Source organism: Gemmatimonadota bacterium (assembly GCA_039715185.1).
GTDB lineage: Bacteria > Gemmatimonadota > Gemmatimonadetes > Longimicrobiales > RSA9 > DATHRK01.
This window is the reverse complement of record JBDLIA010000019.1, coordinates 11,408-28,854: the sequence shown is the minus strand read 5'-3', so window position 1 is coordinate 28,854 and position 17,447 is coordinate 11,408. Positions and strand designations below refer to the sequence as shown.

The 17,447-nt window shown below is 71.1% G+C and carries 15 protein-coding genes and 1 riboswitch; of the genes, 11 read left to right on the top strand and 4 right to left on the bottom strand.

Translation table 11 applies throughout. From position 1 onward, the window contains the following. The first annotated feature begins 4 nt into the window (after positions 1 to 4). Positions 5 to 124, top strand: a riboswitch (TPP riboswitch). Continuing rightward, the gene (gene thiC, locus ABFS34_05555) at positions 115 to 1,893 is read left to right on the top strand and encodes a phosphomethylpyrimidine synthase ThiC (GenBank protein ID MEN8374897.1); all 1,779 of its coding nucleotides are present in this window, start codon (positions 115 to 117) and stop codon (positions 1,891 to 1,893) included. Its footprint overlaps the riboswitch before it by 10 nt. A 78-nt stretch (positions 1,894 to 1,971) precedes the next feature. Here thiC and ABFS34_05550 read toward each other — a convergent pair whose 3' ends face one another. The 3 genes from ABFS34_05550 to ABFS34_05540 all read right to left on the bottom strand — a co-directional run bounded on the left by ABFS34_05550 (position 1,972) and on the right by ABFS34_05540 (position 5,728). Further along, positions 1,972 to 3,441: a DUF4173 domain-containing protein gene (locus ABFS34_05550; GenBank protein ID MEN8374896.1), complete on the bottom strand. Its 1,470-nt coding sequence runs from the start codon at positions 3,439 to 3,441 to the stop codon at positions 1,972 to 1,974. Between the two features lie 299 nt (positions 3,442 to 3,740). Then, entirely contained in the window at positions 3,741 to 4,883 is a 1,143-nt protein-coding gene (locus tag ABFS34_05545; protein MEN8374895.1) for a tetratricopeptide repeat protein, read from the bottom strand. A 38-nt stretch (positions 4,884 to 4,921) separates the two neighbouring features. Next, a complete protein-coding gene (locus tag ABFS34_05540) occupies positions 4,922 to 5,728 on the bottom strand; it encodes a hypothetical protein (protein ID MEN8374894.1) in 807 nt (268 codons plus the stop codon). Positions 5,729 to 5,908: 180 nt separating this feature from the next. On the opposite strand from ABFS34_05540, the gene ABFS34_05535 reads away from it, so the two are divergent. The 9 genes from ABFS34_05535 to argH all read left to right on the top strand — a co-directional run bounded on the left by ABFS34_05535 (position 5,909) and on the right by argH (position 16,097). Then, positions 5,909 to 6,313, top strand: a complete 405-nt coding sequence (locus ABFS34_05535) for an arginine repressor (GenBank protein ID MEN8374893.1) — start codon at positions 5,909 to 5,911, stop codon at positions 6,311 to 6,313. A gap of 12 nt (positions 6,314 to 6,325) precedes the next feature. Then, on the top strand, positions 6,326 to 8,887 hold the full coding sequence (locus ABFS34_05530; protein ID MEN8374892.1) for a prolyl oligopeptidase family serine peptidase: 2,562 nt from the start codon (positions 6,326 to 6,328) through the stop codon (positions 8,885 to 8,887). A gap of 28 nt (positions 8,888 to 8,915) precedes the next feature. Beyond that, the gene (locus tag ABFS34_05525) at positions 8,916 to 9,452 is read left to right on the top strand and encodes a hypothetical protein (GenBank protein MEN8374891.1); all 537 of its coding nucleotides are present in this window, start codon (positions 8,916 to 8,918) and stop codon (positions 9,450 to 9,452) included. Between the two features lie 65 nt (positions 9,453 to 9,517). After that, a complete protein-coding gene (locus ABFS34_05520) occupies positions 9,518 to 10,633 on the top strand; it encodes an Asd/ArgC dimerization domain-containing protein (protein MEN8374890.1) in 1,116 nt (371 codons plus the stop codon). Further along, positions 10,624 to 11,520, top strand: coding sequence for an acetylglutamate kinase (gene argB / locus ABFS34_05515; GenBank protein MEN8374889.1), 897 nt, complete (start codon positions 10,624 to 10,626; stop codon positions 11,518 to 11,520). The genes ABFS34_05520 and argB overlap by 10 nt, the downstream gene beginning before the upstream one ends. Further along, positions 11,517 to 12,689, top strand: a complete 1,173-nt coding sequence (locus ABFS34_05510; GenBank protein MEN8374888.1) for an acetylornithine/succinylornithine family transaminase — start codon at positions 11,517 to 11,519, stop codon at positions 12,687 to 12,689. The genes argB and ABFS34_05510 overlap by 4 nt, the downstream gene beginning before the upstream one ends. Continuing rightward, positions 12,689 to 13,240 (top strand): N-acetyltransferase, encoded by a 552-nt coding sequence (locus ABFS34_05505; GenBank protein ID MEN8374887.1) that lies wholly within the window; start codon positions 12,689 to 12,691, stop codon positions 13,238 to 13,240. Before ABFS34_05510 ends, ABFS34_05505 begins: the two co-directional genes overlap by 1 nt. Then, positions 13,237 to 14,589: an argininosuccinate synthase gene (locus ABFS34_05500; GenBank protein MEN8374886.1), complete on the top strand. Its 1,353-nt coding sequence runs from the start codon at positions 13,237 to 13,239 to the stop codon at positions 14,587 to 14,589. Before ABFS34_05505 ends, ABFS34_05500 begins: the two co-directional genes overlap by 4 nt. A 53-nt stretch (positions 14,590 to 14,642) precedes the next feature. Further along, positions 14,643 to 16,097, top strand: a complete 1,455-nt coding sequence (argH, locus tag ABFS34_05495) for an argininosuccinate lyase (protein MEN8374885.1) — start codon at positions 14,643 to 14,645, stop codon at positions 16,095 to 16,097. Here the strand turns inward: argH and ABFS34_05490 are convergent. Next, positions 16,084 to 16,260, bottom strand: a complete 177-nt coding sequence (locus tag ABFS34_05490) for a hypothetical protein (GenBank protein MEN8374884.1) — start codon at positions 16,258 to 16,260, stop codon at positions 16,084 to 16,086. The genes argH and ABFS34_05490 overlap by 14 nt on opposite strands. On the opposite strand from ABFS34_05490, the gene ABFS34_05485 reads away from it, so the two are divergent. Further along, positions 16,259 to 17,434: a DUF2911 domain-containing protein gene (locus ABFS34_05485; GenBank protein ID MEN8374883.1), complete on the top strand. Its 1,176-nt coding sequence runs from the start codon at positions 16,259 to 16,261 to the stop codon at positions 17,432 to 17,434. The two genes, ABFS34_05490 and ABFS34_05485, sit on opposite strands and share 2 nt — an antisense overlap. Positions 17,435 to 17,447 lie beyond the last annotated feature (13 nt).

Here is a 17,447-nt window from a genome sequence, read left to right as displayed (position 1 = left end):
TCCAACCAACCGCCAGGGGTACCCCGGCAGCGCCCGCCTCACCCGCGGAGCTACCGGGGTTGAGACAGTCCCTTGGAACCTGATCCGGCTGACACCGGCGTAGGGAGAGCGGCGATGAGCGAATCGAAGCTGGAGCTACCGACCCTGGGGACCGAGAGCCCCGCCACCACGCGCCCGCCGACCGAGTCCTGGACCGGCGACTACGGCGAGGCGTTCCCCAACTCCATGAAGGTCTACGCGCAAGGCAGCCGCGGCGTGCGCGTCCCCTTTCGCGAGATCGAGCTGTCCGGCGGCGAGCCGCCGCTGCGTGTCTACGACTCGAGCGGGCCGCGAGAAGTAGACGTCCGGAAGGGACTGCCCGCGCTGCGCGAAGCCTGGATCCGCGCGCACCGTGGGATCGAGGCCACCGGCCGGACGCAGGCGATGTCCGGAGGCGCGAGCGTCGAGATGCCGACATCGCTGCTGCGCGACCCGCTGCGCGCTACCGGCGCGCCGGCCACGCAGATGCACTACGCGCGGCGCGGCGAAATCACCCCCGAGATGGAGTTCGTGGCACTGCGGGAGAACATGCCTCCAGATTTCGTTCGCGACGAGGTCGCCCGCGGACGCGCGATCATCCCGGCGAACATCAACCATCCGGAGATCGAGCCGATGATCATCGGCCGCGGGTTCCGCGTGAAGATCAACGCCAACATCGGCAACTCCGCGGTCAGCTCCTCCATCGAGGAGGAGGTGGAGAAGCTGCGCTGGGCCACGCTGTGGGGCGCGGACACCGTCATGGACCTGTCCACGGGGAAGCACATCCATGAGACGCGCCAGTGGATCCTGCGCAATTCGCCGGTGCCCATCGGCACAGTGCCGATCTACCAGGCCCTGGAGAAGGTCGGCGGCGTGCCCGAGGAGCTGACCTGGGAGGTCTACCGGGACACCCTGATCGAGCAGGCCGAGCAGGGCGTCGACTATTTCACCGTGCACGCCGGCGTGCTGCTCCGGTACGTGCCCCTCACCGCCGAGCGCGTCACCGGCATCGTCAGCCGCGGCGGCTCGATCATCGCCAAGTGGTGCCTGGCGCACCACCGCGAAAGCTTCCTGTACACGCGCTTCCGCGAGATCTGCGAGATCATGGCGGCCTACGACGTGTCCTTCTCCCTGGGCGATGGGCTACGCCCCGGCTCCATCGCGGACGCCAACGACGAGGCGCAGTTCGCGGAGTTGCGGACGCAGGGCGAGCTCACCCGCGTCGCCTGGGAGCACGACGTCCAGGTCATGAACGAGGGGCCGGGTCACGTCCCTATGCACCTCATCCAGGAAAACATGGACAAGCAGTTCGAGTGGTGCGACGAGGCGCCGTTCTACACGCTCGGGCCGCTCACCACGGACATCGCGCCCGGCTACGACCACATCACGAGCGCGATCGGCGCGGCGCAGATCGGCTGGTACGGCACCGCCATGTTGTGCTACGTGACCCCCAAGGAGCACCTGGGCCTGCCCGCTCGCGACGACGTGAAGGCCGGCGTGATCACCTACAAGATCGCCGCGCACGCGGCGGACCTGGCCAAGGGTCACCCGCACGCTCGAGCGTGGGACGACGCCATCAGCAAGGCTCGCTTCGAGTTCCGCTGGGAGGATCAGTTCAATCTGGCGCTGGATCCCGTCACCGCGCGCGCCTACCACGACCAGACGCTGCCCGCGCCGGGCGCCAAGGTGGCGCACTTCTGCTCCATGTGCGGCCCCAAGTTCTGCAGCATGAAGATCACGCAGGACATTCGTGATTTCGCGGCCGAGCAGGGGTTGGGCGCCGGCGACGCCGTCGCGGCCGGGCTGGAGAAGAAGGCGGAAGAATTCCGCGAGGGCGGGAGCGAGATCTACGTGGAGGAGGCCGCGACGCCGTAAATCCCACCCGGCGTTACGCCGAGGCGCTGCCGACGAGCGTTGGGCGCGACACCGGGCGACGACATGTCGAACGCCCCCTCAGCAGTCGTGTGCAGCCGCCGTCAAGCGCGCTTCCGAGACCTGAACCGCGCGGCGCGCCGCCGACCGGGCTGCGTTCCAGCCGCGCCAGTCACGATCGTCGTGCCCGCCGTAGGGCGCATCGCCCCATCGGTCGAGGAGGCTCCGCCCGAGTTCGCATTGCGCGGCCGGAGGCAGCTCGTCGACCCGCTGCAGGATCGCCGGTACGGCGTCCGCGGACAGGTGGCTCAGGAAAGCCACGTCGGCCTCGCGTGCGCCCGCCATGGCGCGATCGAGATTGGACCGGGCGGCCATGGCACCGGGGTTGATCAGCGCAAGGACGAACACCGCGGCGATCCCGGCGAGCACGGCAGCGGATGAGAACCGGCCGGGCCGGTCGCGTAACACCGTCACCGCGAACAGCACTAGAACCGCTGCCACCCACGCCATGACGACGGCGGCCGTGATGCGATCCACGGTCAGGCCGAACGCGTTCGTGTAGAGCATCAGGCGCTGGACCGCGGAGGCCAGGATCACCAGCGCGCAGCCGATGAGGACGGCGGCAAGCCATCGGAAGAGCCGCCGGGCCGAGCTGAGGGCGTCGCCCACCAGCAGCACGCCCACCGTGGCTAGGCCCACGACCATCAGCTCGAAGAATCCGCGGCGCGCGTAGTCGGCGACCGTGAGGCCGGAGGTCACTTCGATCACTTCGCGGCCGCCGAAAAGGTAGCCGAGCTGGAATCCGACGAACGTAAGGAACAGGGCCGCCAACGACCCGAGAACCACGGCGGTCTCGCCCGAACCCAACCGCGGGGGCGTGAAGCCGGTGAACGGGTTCGGCAGCCGCTTCGCCCGCACGCCGGAGAGCAGGCCCGCGGCGATCCAGCCGAAGCCGAAGATGACCGCCAGGTGCGCCAGCAGGTCTTCCAGCCATAACGCCGCGAACCTCTCGACGTACCGTTCGAAGCCCGCATCCGCGGCTGCGAAAAGCGCACCGAACAGCAGCAGCAGGGGGACGGCCAGGACCACCCCGCGAAGTACGGCCGCGATGCGACGCCGCGACGAGTCCGGGGGTGGCTGCGCGTCCACGGCGAGAGCGATCGTGCCAAGGGCCGCGCGCGCCGGCACGGCCGCGAAACCCACCACGTGGTCGACCGGCCGGGTCGTCCATAGCCGGACGCCGCCCGCGCGCAAGAGCACCATGGACGCGGAAGCGAGCATCACGAGCCACATGGCCGGGATCACGACGGGTGTATCCCGGAGCAGCAGAGCAGCGGCAGCCGCCGTCGAGACCGCGGACCAACCGCCGACGGCACCGGCCGAGGCCGGGTCCACCCGTCGCGCGACCGTAACGGCCGCGACTCCCAGGAAGAGTATCCATAAGGCGAACCCGGCACCCTCCGGGCCCGCCGGGAAGAGGCCGTCGGCCAGAAGGCCCAGCGCGGCCGCCAGCCCCAGCGCGAGGGGGGCGGTGGAGTCGGCCCCCTTCATGCCGCTCTCCGTCCTGATCCTGCTTTCGTCGATCATGGACCGAATGTTCACAGGGTACACGACTGCGTCAAGTACTTTGTGTTACGAAGTCACGCACTCCATGTCGACGGTCGGACCAGGGCTGACGACGATGACCGATTCGCTCGGCGTGCCTTACGTCGTCCGCCTCCACATCGAAAAAGGGCCCGGAGCCGAGTAGCAGGCAGCGCGATCCCTACTGACCCTGGGGCGCCCCCCACGCGTCGGGATCGTACAGCGCGGGGTTCAGTTCCGGCGTCGATCCAGAACTGCGGCGTGTCTCATCTCCCTCCGCGGCCCCCACCACCCAGGCGGGCCAGCGCCCGCCGCGCGGCTTCGTGCTCCGGGTCGAGTTCGACCGCTCGGCGGTATTCTGCCGCAGCCGTATGCGGATACCCTGCCGTCTCCAGCGCCCGGGCGAGGGAGAACGCAGCGGACGCCGACAGCGGGTAGTCGCGCGCGTTGACCTCCAGCAGACGGATGGCGGCGTCTACGCCATCCCCCATCTTGAGGATCTGAAAGCCGATCATCTCCACGCCCGCCCGCCTATCCACCTCCGGATAGCCGCGCCGAAACTCGCGGTAGCTCCAGAGCACGGCGTCCGGGTCCGTGCGGCCTGCGAATATTGCCTCCAGCACCTTCTGGAGCGGTGTACGCTCGGGATCCGGGGGACTGAAGTGCGACAGGGGTAGCTCGACGTTCGCTTCGATCCGGCCCCACTGCATCTGGTTGAGGGTACGGCCCGTCTGTATCTCGCTCTCACGGAAGCGGTGCGGGAAGAGCACACCCGCTACCTCCCGGTAGTCCTCCATCCGGGCTTCGGTGGCGACGGCGGCTCCGAACGCGTGGACCGGCGCGGCGTAGCGCTCCGCGACGATCAGATACGACTCCCGATCGATGAAGTAGTCGCGCCGGAATCCGTCCAGGGTGGTGAGCGTCAGGCGGTATGCGGGGCGCCCCTCGACCTCCGCGACGGGTCCGAGCACGACCGTGGACCCCTTCGCGCGATAGTCGATCAGCCGACCTTCGAAATCCGCTCCGCGCCGGGTCGCCCCGGAGGCGGCCCCCACGGTCCGGATGGCGATCCCGGGATTCCCGTACCACTCCCAACTCCCGCCGTCGTAGCCCTCCAGGAAACCGGACGCGTTCGAAGGATCTCCGACCACGCGGTAGTAGGGCCGGCGAAACGCCATGCGCGAGTTGCCGCCGCCGACGAAATCGCCCTCCCGGTATTGTCCCTTCGAATAGACGAGCGTGCGGATCGCCCGGATGGCTTCGATCCCGCCTCGGGCCTCGATGTGTCGGTCGACGATGGTGTCGACGTCGGGCTGCGCGGGGGACTGAGCCGGCGCTGGCCCGGCCAGCAGAAGCACCGCGAGCAGGGCCGCCGCGTGCGCCGTGGCGCTCGTGCGATCGTTTTTCATGCACCCTGCGATGCCGTCGGGCGGCGTACGGTTTGAACTCAGCCTGCCGGCGGTCCCCACGCCTCGGGGTCGTACAGCGCCGGGTCGAGGTCCGGGTTCGCCTCGACGTCGAAGTACTCCTCCCGCAAGGTCTCGCGCCCGTCGGTGAGGAAGACGACGGTGGGGGCTATCCAGCCGCCGGCCAGCGGCTCGTAGTCGTCGAAGCGGATGTCGGAGATGCCCGCGCCGTTCGGAGACGGCTGGATCAGCCGGGTGAAGAGCAGTCGCTCGGCGTCGATCCAGAACTGAGGGGTCGTGAGATCGCCCTCCGCCGCCCCAACCACCCAGGCGGGCCGCCCCTGCCAGGTGTCCGACCTCAGCACGGACAGGTCGAAGCCTATGCCGCCGAGAATCTCCAGCGTGACCTCGGGCTCCTGCGCGTAGACGTCGAAGCCGAGCACGAGCAGCGCGTTTCGCTGATCGCGCACGACCGCCAGCGCTCCGTTCCGGAACACGTACGTGCTGTCGCCCCGGAAGATCGCGCCGCTGCCGTTGTATCCGTCGGTCAGGTCGATGCGGAGCTGGCCGGGCAGCGTCATGTACTCAGTCCATACCTCGTCCGGCGGCGGCTCGCCTTCGGGCGGGGTGCGGATGACGGTCTGCTTGAAGAAGAGCGTGCGATACCAAGAGTCGGCGTAGCGATCGTGCATGGCGCGCACGAGCTGCTCGGCTGATTCGATGGCGGCGGCCTCCGCGCCGCCGGAGTTGTCGGTGAGGTCGGGCGCCGGCTCCTGCGCCGAAGCGGCGCAACCGGTGCCGGCGAGGAGGAGGAGCAGCGCCGCCGTTGTCGTGCGTTTTTGCGTCATGCTAGGTTCCGCGTTCGAGGAGTCGGTTGTGTAGGACACGCCCGCCCACCGGTCGGTTGTCCGTGCGATCAACAACGAGCGAGACCGCATGACGCAGCGCCTGCGAACCCTCCCCCCCAAGCGACGGTGAGTCGGGCGCATCGCCACGCCGCTCTACTGCGACTGATCCGGACCCGCAGCGTGACTTCCCAGGAAGCGCTGCGCGACCTACTCGCCGAGCGCGGCTTCGAGGTGACCCAGACGACGCTCTCGCGGGACCTGCGCGAGCTTGGCGTAGCCAAGGTCCCGCTTCCCGAGGGCGGGTCCACCTACCAGGCGTCACCCGGCCGTGGCGACCCCAAGCCCACCCTGGAGCGGCTGCTGCCCGCGCTCTTCACAGGCGTGGATGGCGTCGGCAACCTGGTCGTCATCAAGACGCTGACGGGAGGAGCGCAGCCCGTCGCGGTGGCGCTCGACCGGCAGGGCTGGAAGGAGCTGCTGGGAACGATCTCGGGGGACGACACCATTCTTCTCATCCTGAGGGATGCCCGCAAACGCAAGTCGATCGAAAGACGAATCCGGCAACTGGCCGGAATCGAGGACTGACCGGGAGGCCCCATGCATCGCAACGCGCCGCTGATCTTCATCGCCACTTTCGCCACCGCCCTGTGTACGCCGGCCTGGACCAGCGGGCAGGCGCCGGACGCGGACACACGGGCCGCGACCGCGGATCACGAGCCCGCGACCGCGCGCGCCAACGCCTTTCCGTTGACCATCCGCAGCATCATGCGCGGCACGGAGTTGATCGGAAGATCGCCCTCCCGGGTGCGTTGGTCGGACGATGGCCAGTGGATCTACTTCTCGTGGCTCCCGGGCGGGGCGGCCTGGCACGAGGAGTCGGCGACCTACCGCGTCCCCGCCGCGGGAGGCGAGCCCGAGCGGTTGGACGACGCGGCGGCCGACACGCTCGGCGCCTCGCTCGCAGGAGGCGACCTCTCTCCGGATGGATCGCTGCGGGTCACCAGCGTCGATGGCGACCTGTACCTGCTGGACCGCGCCACGGGCGACGCGCGACGCCTCACCAACACCTCGGACGCCGAAGCCAACGCGACCTTCAGCGCCGACGGACGCACGGTGTTGTTCCGCACCGACGACAACGTCTTCGCGCTTGGCGTAGACGGCGCCCCTCTGTGGCAGGTGACCGACGTGCGCACCGGGGAGGCGCCCGAGGATCCGGAGGAGGCCGAAGGGCACAAGGCGTTCCTCGAGGAGCAGCAGGAGGAGCTGTTCGAGCACGTGCGCGTGGAAGGACTGCGCGAAGAGCGCGACGACGCTCGGGAGGAGCGCGACGAGGCCCGCCGCGCCCAACCGGCCTACCTGGGCCGTGGCAACCGTCTCGGCGGCGTCACCGCCGACCCGACCGCGACCTGGGCGATCGTGGCCTCGCAGAAGCCGGCCGAAGACGCGGAGCGGACGCACGTGCCGCTGTGGATCACCGACACGGGTTACACCGAGGACCGCCAGGTGCGCGCCAAGGTGGGCGACGAACAGAGCGCCACGCGTCTGGCGCTGCTGGAAACCGCGACCGGCCGGATCGCGTGGCTCGATCTGAGCGGCGGCGAGTCGCCAGGCGACGAGGTCCAGGTAGAGTGGGAGAGCGAGGGCGAAGACGCGGACGCCGGCGAGGACGAAGAAGGAGAAGGCGAGAGCGCGACGCCCGCCGGCGGCGAAGCCGGCGCGCGGCGCGGCGGCGGCGCCGACAACGGGGACGCCCCGGCTCTGGCCGCGGCGAGGCTGGTGGAGTGGCACGAGAGCGGCAGCCACGCGCTCCTGGTGGCGATCGACTTCGACTACAAGACCTGGAGGCTCTACTCGCTCGACCCCGTCGCGGGCACGCTCACCCTGCTGGATGCGCACGAGGACGAAGCCTGGGTGGGCGGACCGTGCTTCGGCTTCGGTGGCCCGTGCGCCGGCTGGCTGCCCGCGCGCGCCGGCTCCGAGCCGCGCGCCTACTACGTCAGCGAGGAGACCGGGTACGCGCACGTCTACGCCGTCGACGCCGACGGCTCGGACAGGCGCACCCTGACCTCGGGCGAATGGGAGGTCGACCGGCTGGAGATTCCGGAGTCGTGGGACGGTTTCCTGCTGCACACGAGCGAGGCGTCGCCCTTCGACCGGCACCCCTGGCGGATGGGCTGGGACGGCTCAGACCGCACGCGGCTGGTCGACGGCAGCGGCGCGTACGACGCGACGCCGTCTCCCGACGGGACCACGCTGGCGGTCGTCCACTCCTCCGCGAATGCTCCACCGGAACTGTACGTGACCTCGGCTTCGCCCGGATCGCCTCGGACAAGGCTGACGTCCACGCCCACCGAGGAGTGGGCCGGCTTCCCCTGGATCCAGCCTGAAATCGTCAGGGTCCCCGCGCGCGACGGGGTGGGCGTGCCGGCGCGCGTCTATCGTCCCAGTGACGTGGGCGCCGAGCCGAACGGCGCCGGCGTGGTTTTCGTGCACGGCGCGGGCTACCTGCACAACGTCCACAACTGGTGGTCGGGCTATTTCCGCGAATACATGTTCCACCACTTCCTCGCCGCCAACGGCTACACCGTCCTGGACATCGACTACCGCGGCTCGCGCGGGTACGGCCGCGACTGGCGGACCGCGATCTACCGACACATGGGCGGCTGGGACCTGTCGGACCAGGTGGACGGCGCGCGCTACCTGGCGGAGACCGAGGGCGTGGACGCGAGCAGGATCGGCGTCTACGGGGGCTCCTACGGGGGCTTCATCACGCTGATGGCGCTGTTTACCGAGCCGGACGTCTTCCAGGCGGGGGCCGCGCTGCGTTCGGTCACCGACTGGGCGCACTACAACCACTGGTACACGAGCCGGATCCTGAACCTGCCCGACGGGGACGAGGAGGCCTACCGGCAGTCCTCACCGATCTACTTCGCCGAGGGGCTCGAAGGCGATCTGCTCATCGCGCACGGCATGTACGACACCAACGTCCACTTCTCCGACGTCGTGCGGCTCGCCCAGCGCCTCATCGAGCTCGGCAAAGAGGACTGGGAGATGGCGCTCTACCCGGTCGAGAACCACGGCTTCGTGGAGCCGACCTCGTGGACCGATGAGTACCGCCGCATCTACGAGCTGTTCGAGCGCTCGATCGGAGGCGAATAGGCTGGACGCAAAAGGCCGCGACCGGGGGTTGGAGGTCACCCGCGTCGCGACCTGGCTGGGGTTGTTGTGGGCGGTCGGCCTGATCGCCCACCACAGCCGCGGGAGCTTCGGGATCCTGGCGTATCTGGTGCTGGTCTACGGCGGCCTCGGTCTCGCGCTCTTGTGGCTGGTGGGGCTGACCCTGGCCCGTTTCCGCCTGGGCGCGGTCAGATACTGGCTGATCGTGCCGCTAAGCGTGGCGGCCGTAGCGCTCCTCCCGCTGGCGCGGTTGCCGCTGGCCAATCCGCTGTTTCGACTCCGCTTCGAGCTTAGCCGCGACGCCTTCGCGGCGGCCGCCGAGGCCCACCGGGCCGACCCGGACCTCTCGACCGTCGGCCGAGTCGGTTGGCTGCGCGTGGAATCCTCGGAGGCATTCCGCGGCCAGGTACGATTCGTGTTCGGGCCCTGCGGAGTGGTCGACGCGTGCGGCGTGGTCCACGCACCCGAGGGACCCCCCGAGCGGATGTTCGAGGACCGGTTCCATCCCCTGGGCGATGGCTGGTACTACCTCTACCAGGGCTTCTGACCGGGCGGCTACTGCGCAAGAACTCTGTTGACACGTAGGTAGGCGGCGGCTATTTATGCCGGACGATGCATAAACAGTCGTTATTGGTCGCCGTGCTCGGAGCCACGGGCTACGCGGGCCGCGAGGTCGTCCGGATCCTCGCGGGCCATCCGTACGTGCGCCTGGCGGCCGCCACGTCGGAGGGAGAGGCGGGGGCCTCCCTGGCGTCGGTCGTCCGGGACGCGCCGGATCTCCCGCTGACCTCGCTGACCGACACCGATCTGTCGGCGTGCGACGCGGTGCTGGCGTGCCTCCCGCACGGCCGCGTCGGGGATTGGCTGGGCTCTTTGGGCCCCGGGCTCGCCGTGGATCTGTCGGCCGACCTCAGGCTCCCCACCCACAGGGAGCGCTTCGCCAACCTCACCGCGCGCCGCCGACGCGAGCAGTGGCGCGCCGTCGCGGACGGTGGCGGAGGGCTCCCCTGCCCCGCCGCCCAGGCGACGGCGGCCGCCCCGAGCACCGGGGCGGCCGCTTTCGCTTATGGGCTGACCGAGCTGCACCGCGACGCGATCCGGGACGCCAGCGTCGTCGCCAACCCGGGCTGCTATCCAACGGCGGTGCTGCTGGGCCTCGCGCCCTTCATCCGGCGCGACCTGATCGGCGGATCGGTCATCGCCAACGCGGCGTCGGGCGTAACCGGAGCCGGGCGCACCGCGGCCCGCCACCTCCTCTTCGCCGAGGTGGCCGGGGACTTCCGCCCGTACGGCGTCGGCAACGCGCACCGCCACCAGCCGGAGATGCGCCACTTCGCGTCTGCGCTCGGCACGGGAGACGTCGAAATAGTGTTCACGCCCCACCTGTTGCCCGTCGGGCGGGGCATCCTCGCGTCGCTGCACGTGCCGCTGGCGGCGCACCTGGATGCCGCGGACGCCGCGGCGCTCCTGATGGCCGACTACGGCGAGGAGCCGTTCGTCGACGTGTTGCGCGACCGTCCTCCGTCTCTGCGGGACGTGGTCGGCACCAACCGGGCCGCGCTGGGCCTGGCCGAGGTCGGCGGGGTCGAGCGGCCCGCGCTGCAGGTCTTCGTCGCCATCGACAATCTGCTCAAGGGCGCCGCCGGCCAGGCCGTTCAGAACCTCAACCTCATGTGCGGGTGGCCCGAGACCGCGGGCCTCGAGACCAGGGTGGGGTCGTGGGCCTGACCGCGAACGCAGGCTCCTCTCCGGGTCCGAGGCGGCTCACCGTGGTCAAGGTCGGCGGACGCCTCGTCGAGGATGTCGCGGCGGCGCGCGGCTTCGCGCGCGCGCTGTCCGAGGCTGGTGCCCGGGAGGCGGAGGATACGACGTCGGCGGGCGCGACTTTCGTGGTGGTGCACGGCGGGGGCTCGGAGATCAGCGCCCTCGGGCGCCGGCTGGGCGTCGAGCCGACCTTCCACGAAGGCCAGCGGGTCACCGACCGGGCCACCATGCGGCTCGTGTCCATGACCCTCTCCGGGGAGGTCAACAAGCGCATCGTGCGCGCGCTCACGGCCACCGCCGTGGCCGCGGTCGGCTTGAGCGGGGAGGACGGGGCGTCCGTCCAGGCGACCCCGCGTCGGGGCGGCGAGCTCGGGCGCGTGGGAGACGTCGCGTGCGTACGGCCCCGACTCCTGCGCGCGCTCCTGACCGCCGGTTTCGTACCCGTGCTGTCGCCCGTCTCGGGGAGCGGGGATGGCGAACCGCTCAACGTCAACGCGGACGCCGTGGCCGCCGCCGTGGCAACGGCGCTGGGAGCGGCCCGCCTCCTGTTCCTGAGCGACGTCCCCTTCGTCCGCGACGGCGCGGGCAGGGCGGTCGCCACGCTCGACGAGGCCGGAGCGAAGACACTCGTGTCCGAAGGCACCGTGGCAGGCGGCATGATCCCCAAGCTGACCACGGCGGCGAAGGCCGCGTCGGGGGGGATACCGGACGTGCGGATCGGCGGCCTGACCGCGCTCGGCGGCGGAGGCACTCGGATCGTGGGCGGCGCACCCCCTACGTCCTGCGCGGACCGTCCGGCCTCGGCCGCCGGCGGTGGGGTGGGTACCCCGAGCTTGGAGGTGCTCGCGTGAACCCCACCGCCCCCGCGTCGCCCCTCCTCGGCGTGTACCGGCAGCCGGCCCAGACCTTCGTGTCGGGTCGGGGGAGCCGCATCGTGGACGACGCCGGTCGGGAGTACCTGGACTTCACCGCGGGCATCGCGGTCAACGCGCTCGGGCACGGCGACCCCGGCGTGGCGGAGGCGGTGCGCGCCGCGCTGGACCTGGGCCTCATCCACACCTCCAACCTGTACCGCACGCGACCCGCCGAAGAACTCGCGGCGTGGCTGGTGGAGCACTCCTTCGGCGACCGCGTGTTCTTCTGCAACTCGGGCGCCGAGTCGGTGGAGGGAGCGCTCAAGTTCGCGCGTCGCTGGGCCACCTCCACGGGGGCGCTCGCGAAGACCGACATAGTAGCCTTCTCCGGCGGCTTCCACGGACGCACGCTGGGAGCCCTGTCGGCGACCGACCGTCCGGCCTACCAGGCGCCCTTCGCCCCGCTCGTGCCGGGCGTCCGGATCGTCGATCCGCTGGATGAAAAAGCCGTAGGGGATGCCATCGAGCGGGAGCGCACGGCGGCCGTAATCGTCGAGCCGATCCAGGCGGAGGGGGGGGTGCGCCCGCTGGCCGAAGGCTTCCTCCAGACCCTGCGGGACCTGTGCGACGCCGCCGGCGCGGTGCTGATCTTCGACGAGGTCCAGACCGGCCTGGGCCGCACCGGGCGCCTGTGGGCGCACCAGTGGACGGACGTAGAGCCGGACCTCATGACGATAGCCAAGCCGCTGGCCGGCGGGCTGCCCATGGGCGCCGTCGTCCTGCGCGAGCACATCGCGGCGGCGATCCGGCCCGGCGACCACGCGACCACCTTCGGCGGCGGGCCACTGGTCGCCTCGGCCGCTCTCGAGGTGTGCGCCCGAATCGCATCCCCCGGGTTCCTGGAGGCCGTGCGCGCCGGCGAGGAGTTTCTGCGGCAGCGCTTCCGGGGCCTCGTGGGCCGGGGCGCGGTCGTGGACGCCCGCGGCAGGGGGCTGCTGTGGGGACTCGAGCTCCCCGGCGCCGCCGCTCCGGTCGTGGAGGCGGCGCGCGACGCCGGCCTGCTGTTGTGCCTCGCCGGCCCGAGCGTGGTGCGCCTCCTGCCCCCGCTCAACGTCTCGCGCGCCGACCTCATCGCCGGCTGCGAAATCCTCGAGGGGGCGCTCTGATGCTCGTGCAGATCGCCCAGCGAATGCAGGCCGCCCCGACCGGGGGCACCGCGCCCGTCGACGCCACGCTGGTAGGCACCAGGCCGGCCTCCTTTGGCGACATCCCGGACATGGCATCGCTCATCAACCGCTACGCCGCGCTGGGACTGATGCTCCCCAAGACCCCGGCGCACCTCTACCGCACGGTGCGCGAGTTCATCGTCGCGGAGAGCGACCAGGGCGTGCTGGGGTGCGGGGCCCTGCGCATCTACGAGCCGGACCTGGCCGAGGTCTGCTCACTCGCGGTGTCCGACGCGGCTCGCGGCCTGGGCGTAGGGCGACGCCTCGTCGCAGCCCTGCACGCCGAGGCCGCGCGCCTCGGCATCGGCCGGACCTTCGCGCTCACGCTCGAGCCCGGCTTCTTCCACCGACTCGGCTACCACACGATCGAGCGGGCGGTGCTGCCGCAGAAGATCGACGTCGACTGCGCGGGCTGCCCGAAGAGGGACGCCTGCGACGAAATCGCCGTGCTGCGCCTGGCTCCGGCGCCTACCTCGGAGAGCATCCAGTGAATGAATCCAACACCGTCGTACTCGCCTACTCGGGGGGGCTGGACACCTCCATCGTGGTGCCGTGGATCAAGGAGAACTACGGCCTCGACGTGGTGTGCTTCGCCGCCGACCTGGGGCAGGCCGAAGAGCTCGACGGCCTCGAGGCCAAGGCGCTCGCATCCGGCGCCAGCGCGTGCTACGTGGAGGACCTGCGCGAGGAGTTTCTGACGGACTTCGTCTGGCCCACGGTGCGCGCCGGCGCCGTGTACGGCCGGAAGTACCTGCTGGGCACGTCCATGGCGCGGCCCATCATCGCCCGCAAGCAGGTGGAGCTGGCGAGGCGCCTGGGGGCCGGCTGGCTCGCGCACGGCTGCACCGGCAAGGGCAACGATCAGGTGCGGTTCGAGCTGACCTACGCCGCGCTCGCGCCGGACCTGGGCGTCATCGCGCCGTGGCGGGAGTGGGACATCCGTTCCCGGGAGGACGCCCTCTCATACGCCGCCAGCCGGCGCATTCCGGTGAGCGCCACGCACGAGAAGATCTACTCGCGCGACCGGAATCTGTGGCACGTGTCGCACGAGGGTGGGCCCCTGGAGGACCCCGCGTGGAGCCCGACCGAGGACGTCTTCCTGCTGACCCGCGCGGCCGCGTCCGCCCCGGAAGCACCGGCCGAGGTCTCGATAGACTTCGAGGCCGGCATCGCCGTCGCGGTCGATGGGCGGCGGCTGGCGCCGGTGGCGCTGCTGGAGCGGCTCAACGAGCTGGCCGGGCTGCACGGCGTCGGTCGCATCGACATCGTGGAAGACCGGCTCGTGGGGATGAAGTCGCGCGGCATCTACGAAACGCCCGGAGGCACGCTGCTCTACGCCGCGCACTCCGATCTCGAACAACTCGTGCTGGACCGGCGCACGCTGGAGCTGAAGGACGAGCTGGCGCACCGCTACGCGTCCCTCGTCTACGAGGGGCGTTGGTGGGGGCTCGAGCGCGAGGCGCTGGACGCGCTCGTCGCCAGGACCCAGGAGCGGGTGAGCGGCAGCGTGAAACTGCGCCTGTACAAGGGCACCTGCTCGGTGACCGGCCGCTCCTCGCCGAACAGCGCCTACGACGAGCGCTTCGTCACGTTCGGCGAGGATGAGGTCTACGACCAGGCGGACGCCGGCGGCTTCATCCGGCTGTTCGGGCTGCCCATGCGCGTGGAGGCTCTGCGGCGCCGGTCCGCGCTCGACGCCGACGCACACGTGGCGGAGGTCGCCCGCCACTCGGAGGTCGCCCGCCACTCGGAGGCGACCCCGCTCGGCCCGGCGGCCGAGTCGGAGGCGCCCTTCCGGCCGAGTCGGCCGCGAGCGGCGTCGGCGGGGGCCGCGAGATGAGCGCCCGCCCGGGCGCCGGCGGTACGGGGTCGGCCACCCCGGAACCTGCGCGGGTGGACACGACGCACCGCATGTGGGGCGGCCGGTTCTCCGAGGGCCCCGCGCCAGAGCTGGACCGGCTGAACCGGTCGCTGCCGGTCGACCGCCGGCTCTGGCGCGAAGACCTGCGCGCGAGCCAGGCGTGGGTCACGGCGCTCGCCAAGGCGGGCGCGCTCAGCGAGCCGGAGGCGCGCAGCCTGCGCGGCGGACTCGCCGCCGTGAGGAGCCGACTGGGCGCCTGGTCCGAGCACGATTGGGCCGCGGCGCCGGACGAGGACATCCACACCCTGGTCGAGCGGCTACTGGGCGAAGAGCTGGGCGAGCTCGCCGGCAAGCTCCACACCGGCCGCTCGCGCAACGACCTGGTCGCCACCGACACCCGGCTGTGGGCGCTGGGCGCCGCCAGCAGGCTCGATGGGCAGATCGCCCGACTCCAGGGCGCTCTGCTGGCGCAGGCCGAGGCCAGCGCGGACCTGTTGATGCCCGCCTACACCCACCTGCAGCGCGCGCAGCCGGTGTCGGCCGCGCACTGGCTCCTGTCTCACCTGTGGCCGCTCGCGCGCGACCGCGAGCGCCTGGCCGAGGCGTGCCAGCGGGTCGCCGCGCTGCCGCTCGGCTCGGGCGCCGTGGCCGGCAGCGGCTTCCCGGTGGACCGCGTTCTGCTCAAGGAAGTCCTCGGATTTCGCACCGTGTCGCCCAACAGCATCGACGCCGTGGGTGATCGCGACTGGGCGGCCGAGCTCCTGTTCGTGACGGCGCTGCTGGGCGTGCACCTGTCCCGGTTGGCCGAAGATCTGATCACCTACGCGTCGTCGGAGTTCGGGTTCGTCAGGCTCTCGGAGCGCTTCTCGACCGGATCGTCACTGATGCCGCAGAAGCGCAATCCGGACGCGCTGGAGCTGGCGCGCGCGCGCGCGGCTCGCGCGATCGGCGACCTGACCGGCCTGCTGTCGATGCTCAAGGCGCTGCCCAGCGGCTACAACAAGGACCTGCAGGAGGACAAGGAGGCGCTGCTGCGGGCCTTCGACTCGCTGGCGGATGTTCTGCCGGCGGTCACGGGAACGGTGGCCACGCTGGCCATGGACGCGGGCAGGTGCGCAGCCGCGGTCGACTCGGCCATGCTGGCGACCGACGTGGCGGACGCCCTCGTGGAGCGGGGCGTGCCGTTCCGGGAAGCGCACGGGGCGGTGGGCGCGCTCGTACGCCGGGCGGAGGCCGGCGGCGTGCCCCTGGCGGCGCTGGGGGACGATGCGCTGGCGGAGCTCGGCCCGCGCGCGACAGGCTTGCGGCTGGCTGAATTGCTGGATCCCGCGCGGTCGGTGGCGCGCAAACGCGCCGCCGGAGGCACCGGGGCGGCGGCGCTGGCCGACCAGCTCGCCGCCGCTAGCGCGGCCGTCGAGGGCGGGTCGGCGGACCCGGCGGGGGGCGCGGCGACCCCCACCGCCGCCCAGCCGGTCATCGTGCGCTGAGCGCTCGGGCCAGGATGGCGTCCGCGAGGAGTCCGGCCGCGCCGTGGGCCAAGCTGAGGTAAGGCCACGCCCGCCTGAGCCGCCCACCGAATTGGCGCGGCTTGCCGCCCCGCTCGACTACGCGTACCGTCGCCTCGACCCTCAGCCAGGAGGCTATTCGCATGCGTCCCATTCCCGTTTACGTGCTCGCCGCGGCGCTCGCCGTCGTGGCTACCTCCTGCGCCCCGGCCGCTGACACCGGCCTGGAGCGCACGTTCGTGCAGATGCTCGGAGCCGACACCATCAGTATCGAGCGCTTTACGGTCACCGGGGATCGTATCGAAGGCACCTGGATCGTGCGCACTCCCCTCACGCGGGTGCACAGCTACACCGCCGAGCTGGACGGCGAGGGCGGGATCCGACGGCTCACCGGCACGCTGTCGACACCCGCAACCAACGCCGGTGCGGGGTCCGCGCGATCCTACGAGTACACGGCTCGCGGCGACAGCGCGGACGTCGTGGTCGTTACCGGCTCCGACACCACCAGGTCGGCGATATCCCTGCCGCCAGGCGCCACGCCCATTCCGCCCAACATCCCGGCCCCTCCCAGCATCCTGGAGTTGGTCACGAAGCGCCTCGCCGACGCCGACGAGCTGCCGCTGAGCTTCATCAATCCGCTGGCGAGTCGGCCCACGGGTTCGGGGCTCGTGAGGCGGGGCGGGGACACCGTCGCGGTTCTGTACTTCGGCAACCCGATCCTGGTGGTGCGCTCGGCCGATGGCGTGCTCGAGAGGGTCACCGGACGCGAAACGACCGTGAAGCTGGAGTCCGACGCGGCGTCGACCGCGCTCGATCTGGAAGCGCTGGCGGCGGACTTCGGCGCGCGAGACGCGGCTGGAGAGGGACTGGGAGTGCCGTCGCCGGCCGACACCACGCGGGCGGCGGTCGCCGGGAGCGAGTTGGAGGTGGCGTATTCGCAGCCCGCGATGCGGGGCCGTGAGATCTGGGGGGCGTTGGTTCCGTACGACGTGACGTGGCGTACCGGAGCCAACTCGGCCACGATGTTCTGGACGACGGCGGACGTGCAGATCGGCGGGGCGACGATCCCGGCGGGCGAGTACACGCTGTGGTCCACCTACACCAGCGACAGCGCGGAGCTGATCATCAACTCGCAGACCGGCCAGTGGGGTACTGTGTACGACGAGGCCCAGGACTTCGTGCGCGTACCGATGGAGTGGGAGACCAGCGCCGAGCCCTTCGAGCGCTTCACGATCGGCATCGAGGGCGACGAGTCGGGCGGCCGCATGACCTTCAGCTGGGCGGATCGCACCTACTTCGTGCCCATGGCATCGGGCTGACGCACTCGCCCGG

Bases quoted from the DNA above. Each gene is read 5' to 3' on its own strand.
- thiC (MEN8374897.1), top strand. From the start codon at position 115: ATGAGCGAATCGAAGCTGGAGCTACCGACCCTGGGGACCGAGAGCCCC.
- ABFS34_05550 (MEN8374896.1), bottom strand. From the start codon at position 3,441: ATGAAGGGGGCCGACTCCACCGCCCCCCTCGCGCTGGGGCTGGCGGCC.
- ABFS34_05545 (MEN8374895.1), bottom strand. From the start codon at position 4,883: ATGAAAAACGATCGCACGAGCGCCACGGCGCACGCGGCGGCCCTGCTC.
- ABFS34_05540 (MEN8374894.1), bottom strand. From the start codon at position 5,728: ATGACGCAAAAACGCACGACAACGGCGGCGCTGCTCCTCCTCCTCGCC.
- ABFS34_05530 (MEN8374892.1), top strand. From the start codon at position 6,326: ATGCATCGCAACGCGCCGCTGATCTTCATCGCCACTTTCGCCACCGCC.
- ABFS34_05520 (MEN8374890.1), top strand. From the start codon at position 9,518: ATGCATAAACAGTCGTTATTGGTCGCCGTGCTCGGAGCCACGGGCTAC.
- ABFS34_05505 (MEN8374887.1), top strand. From the start codon at position 12,689: ATGCTCGTGCAGATCGCCCAGCGAATGCAGGCCGCCCCGACCGGGGGC.
- ABFS34_05485 (MEN8374883.1), top strand. From the start codon at position 16,259: ATGCGTCCCATTCCCGTTTACGTGCTCGCCGCGGCGCTCGCCGTCGTG.
- ABFS34_05490 (MEN8374884.1), bottom strand. From the start codon at position 16,260: ATGCGAATAGCCTCCTGGCTGAGGGTCGAGGCGACGGTACGCGTAGTC.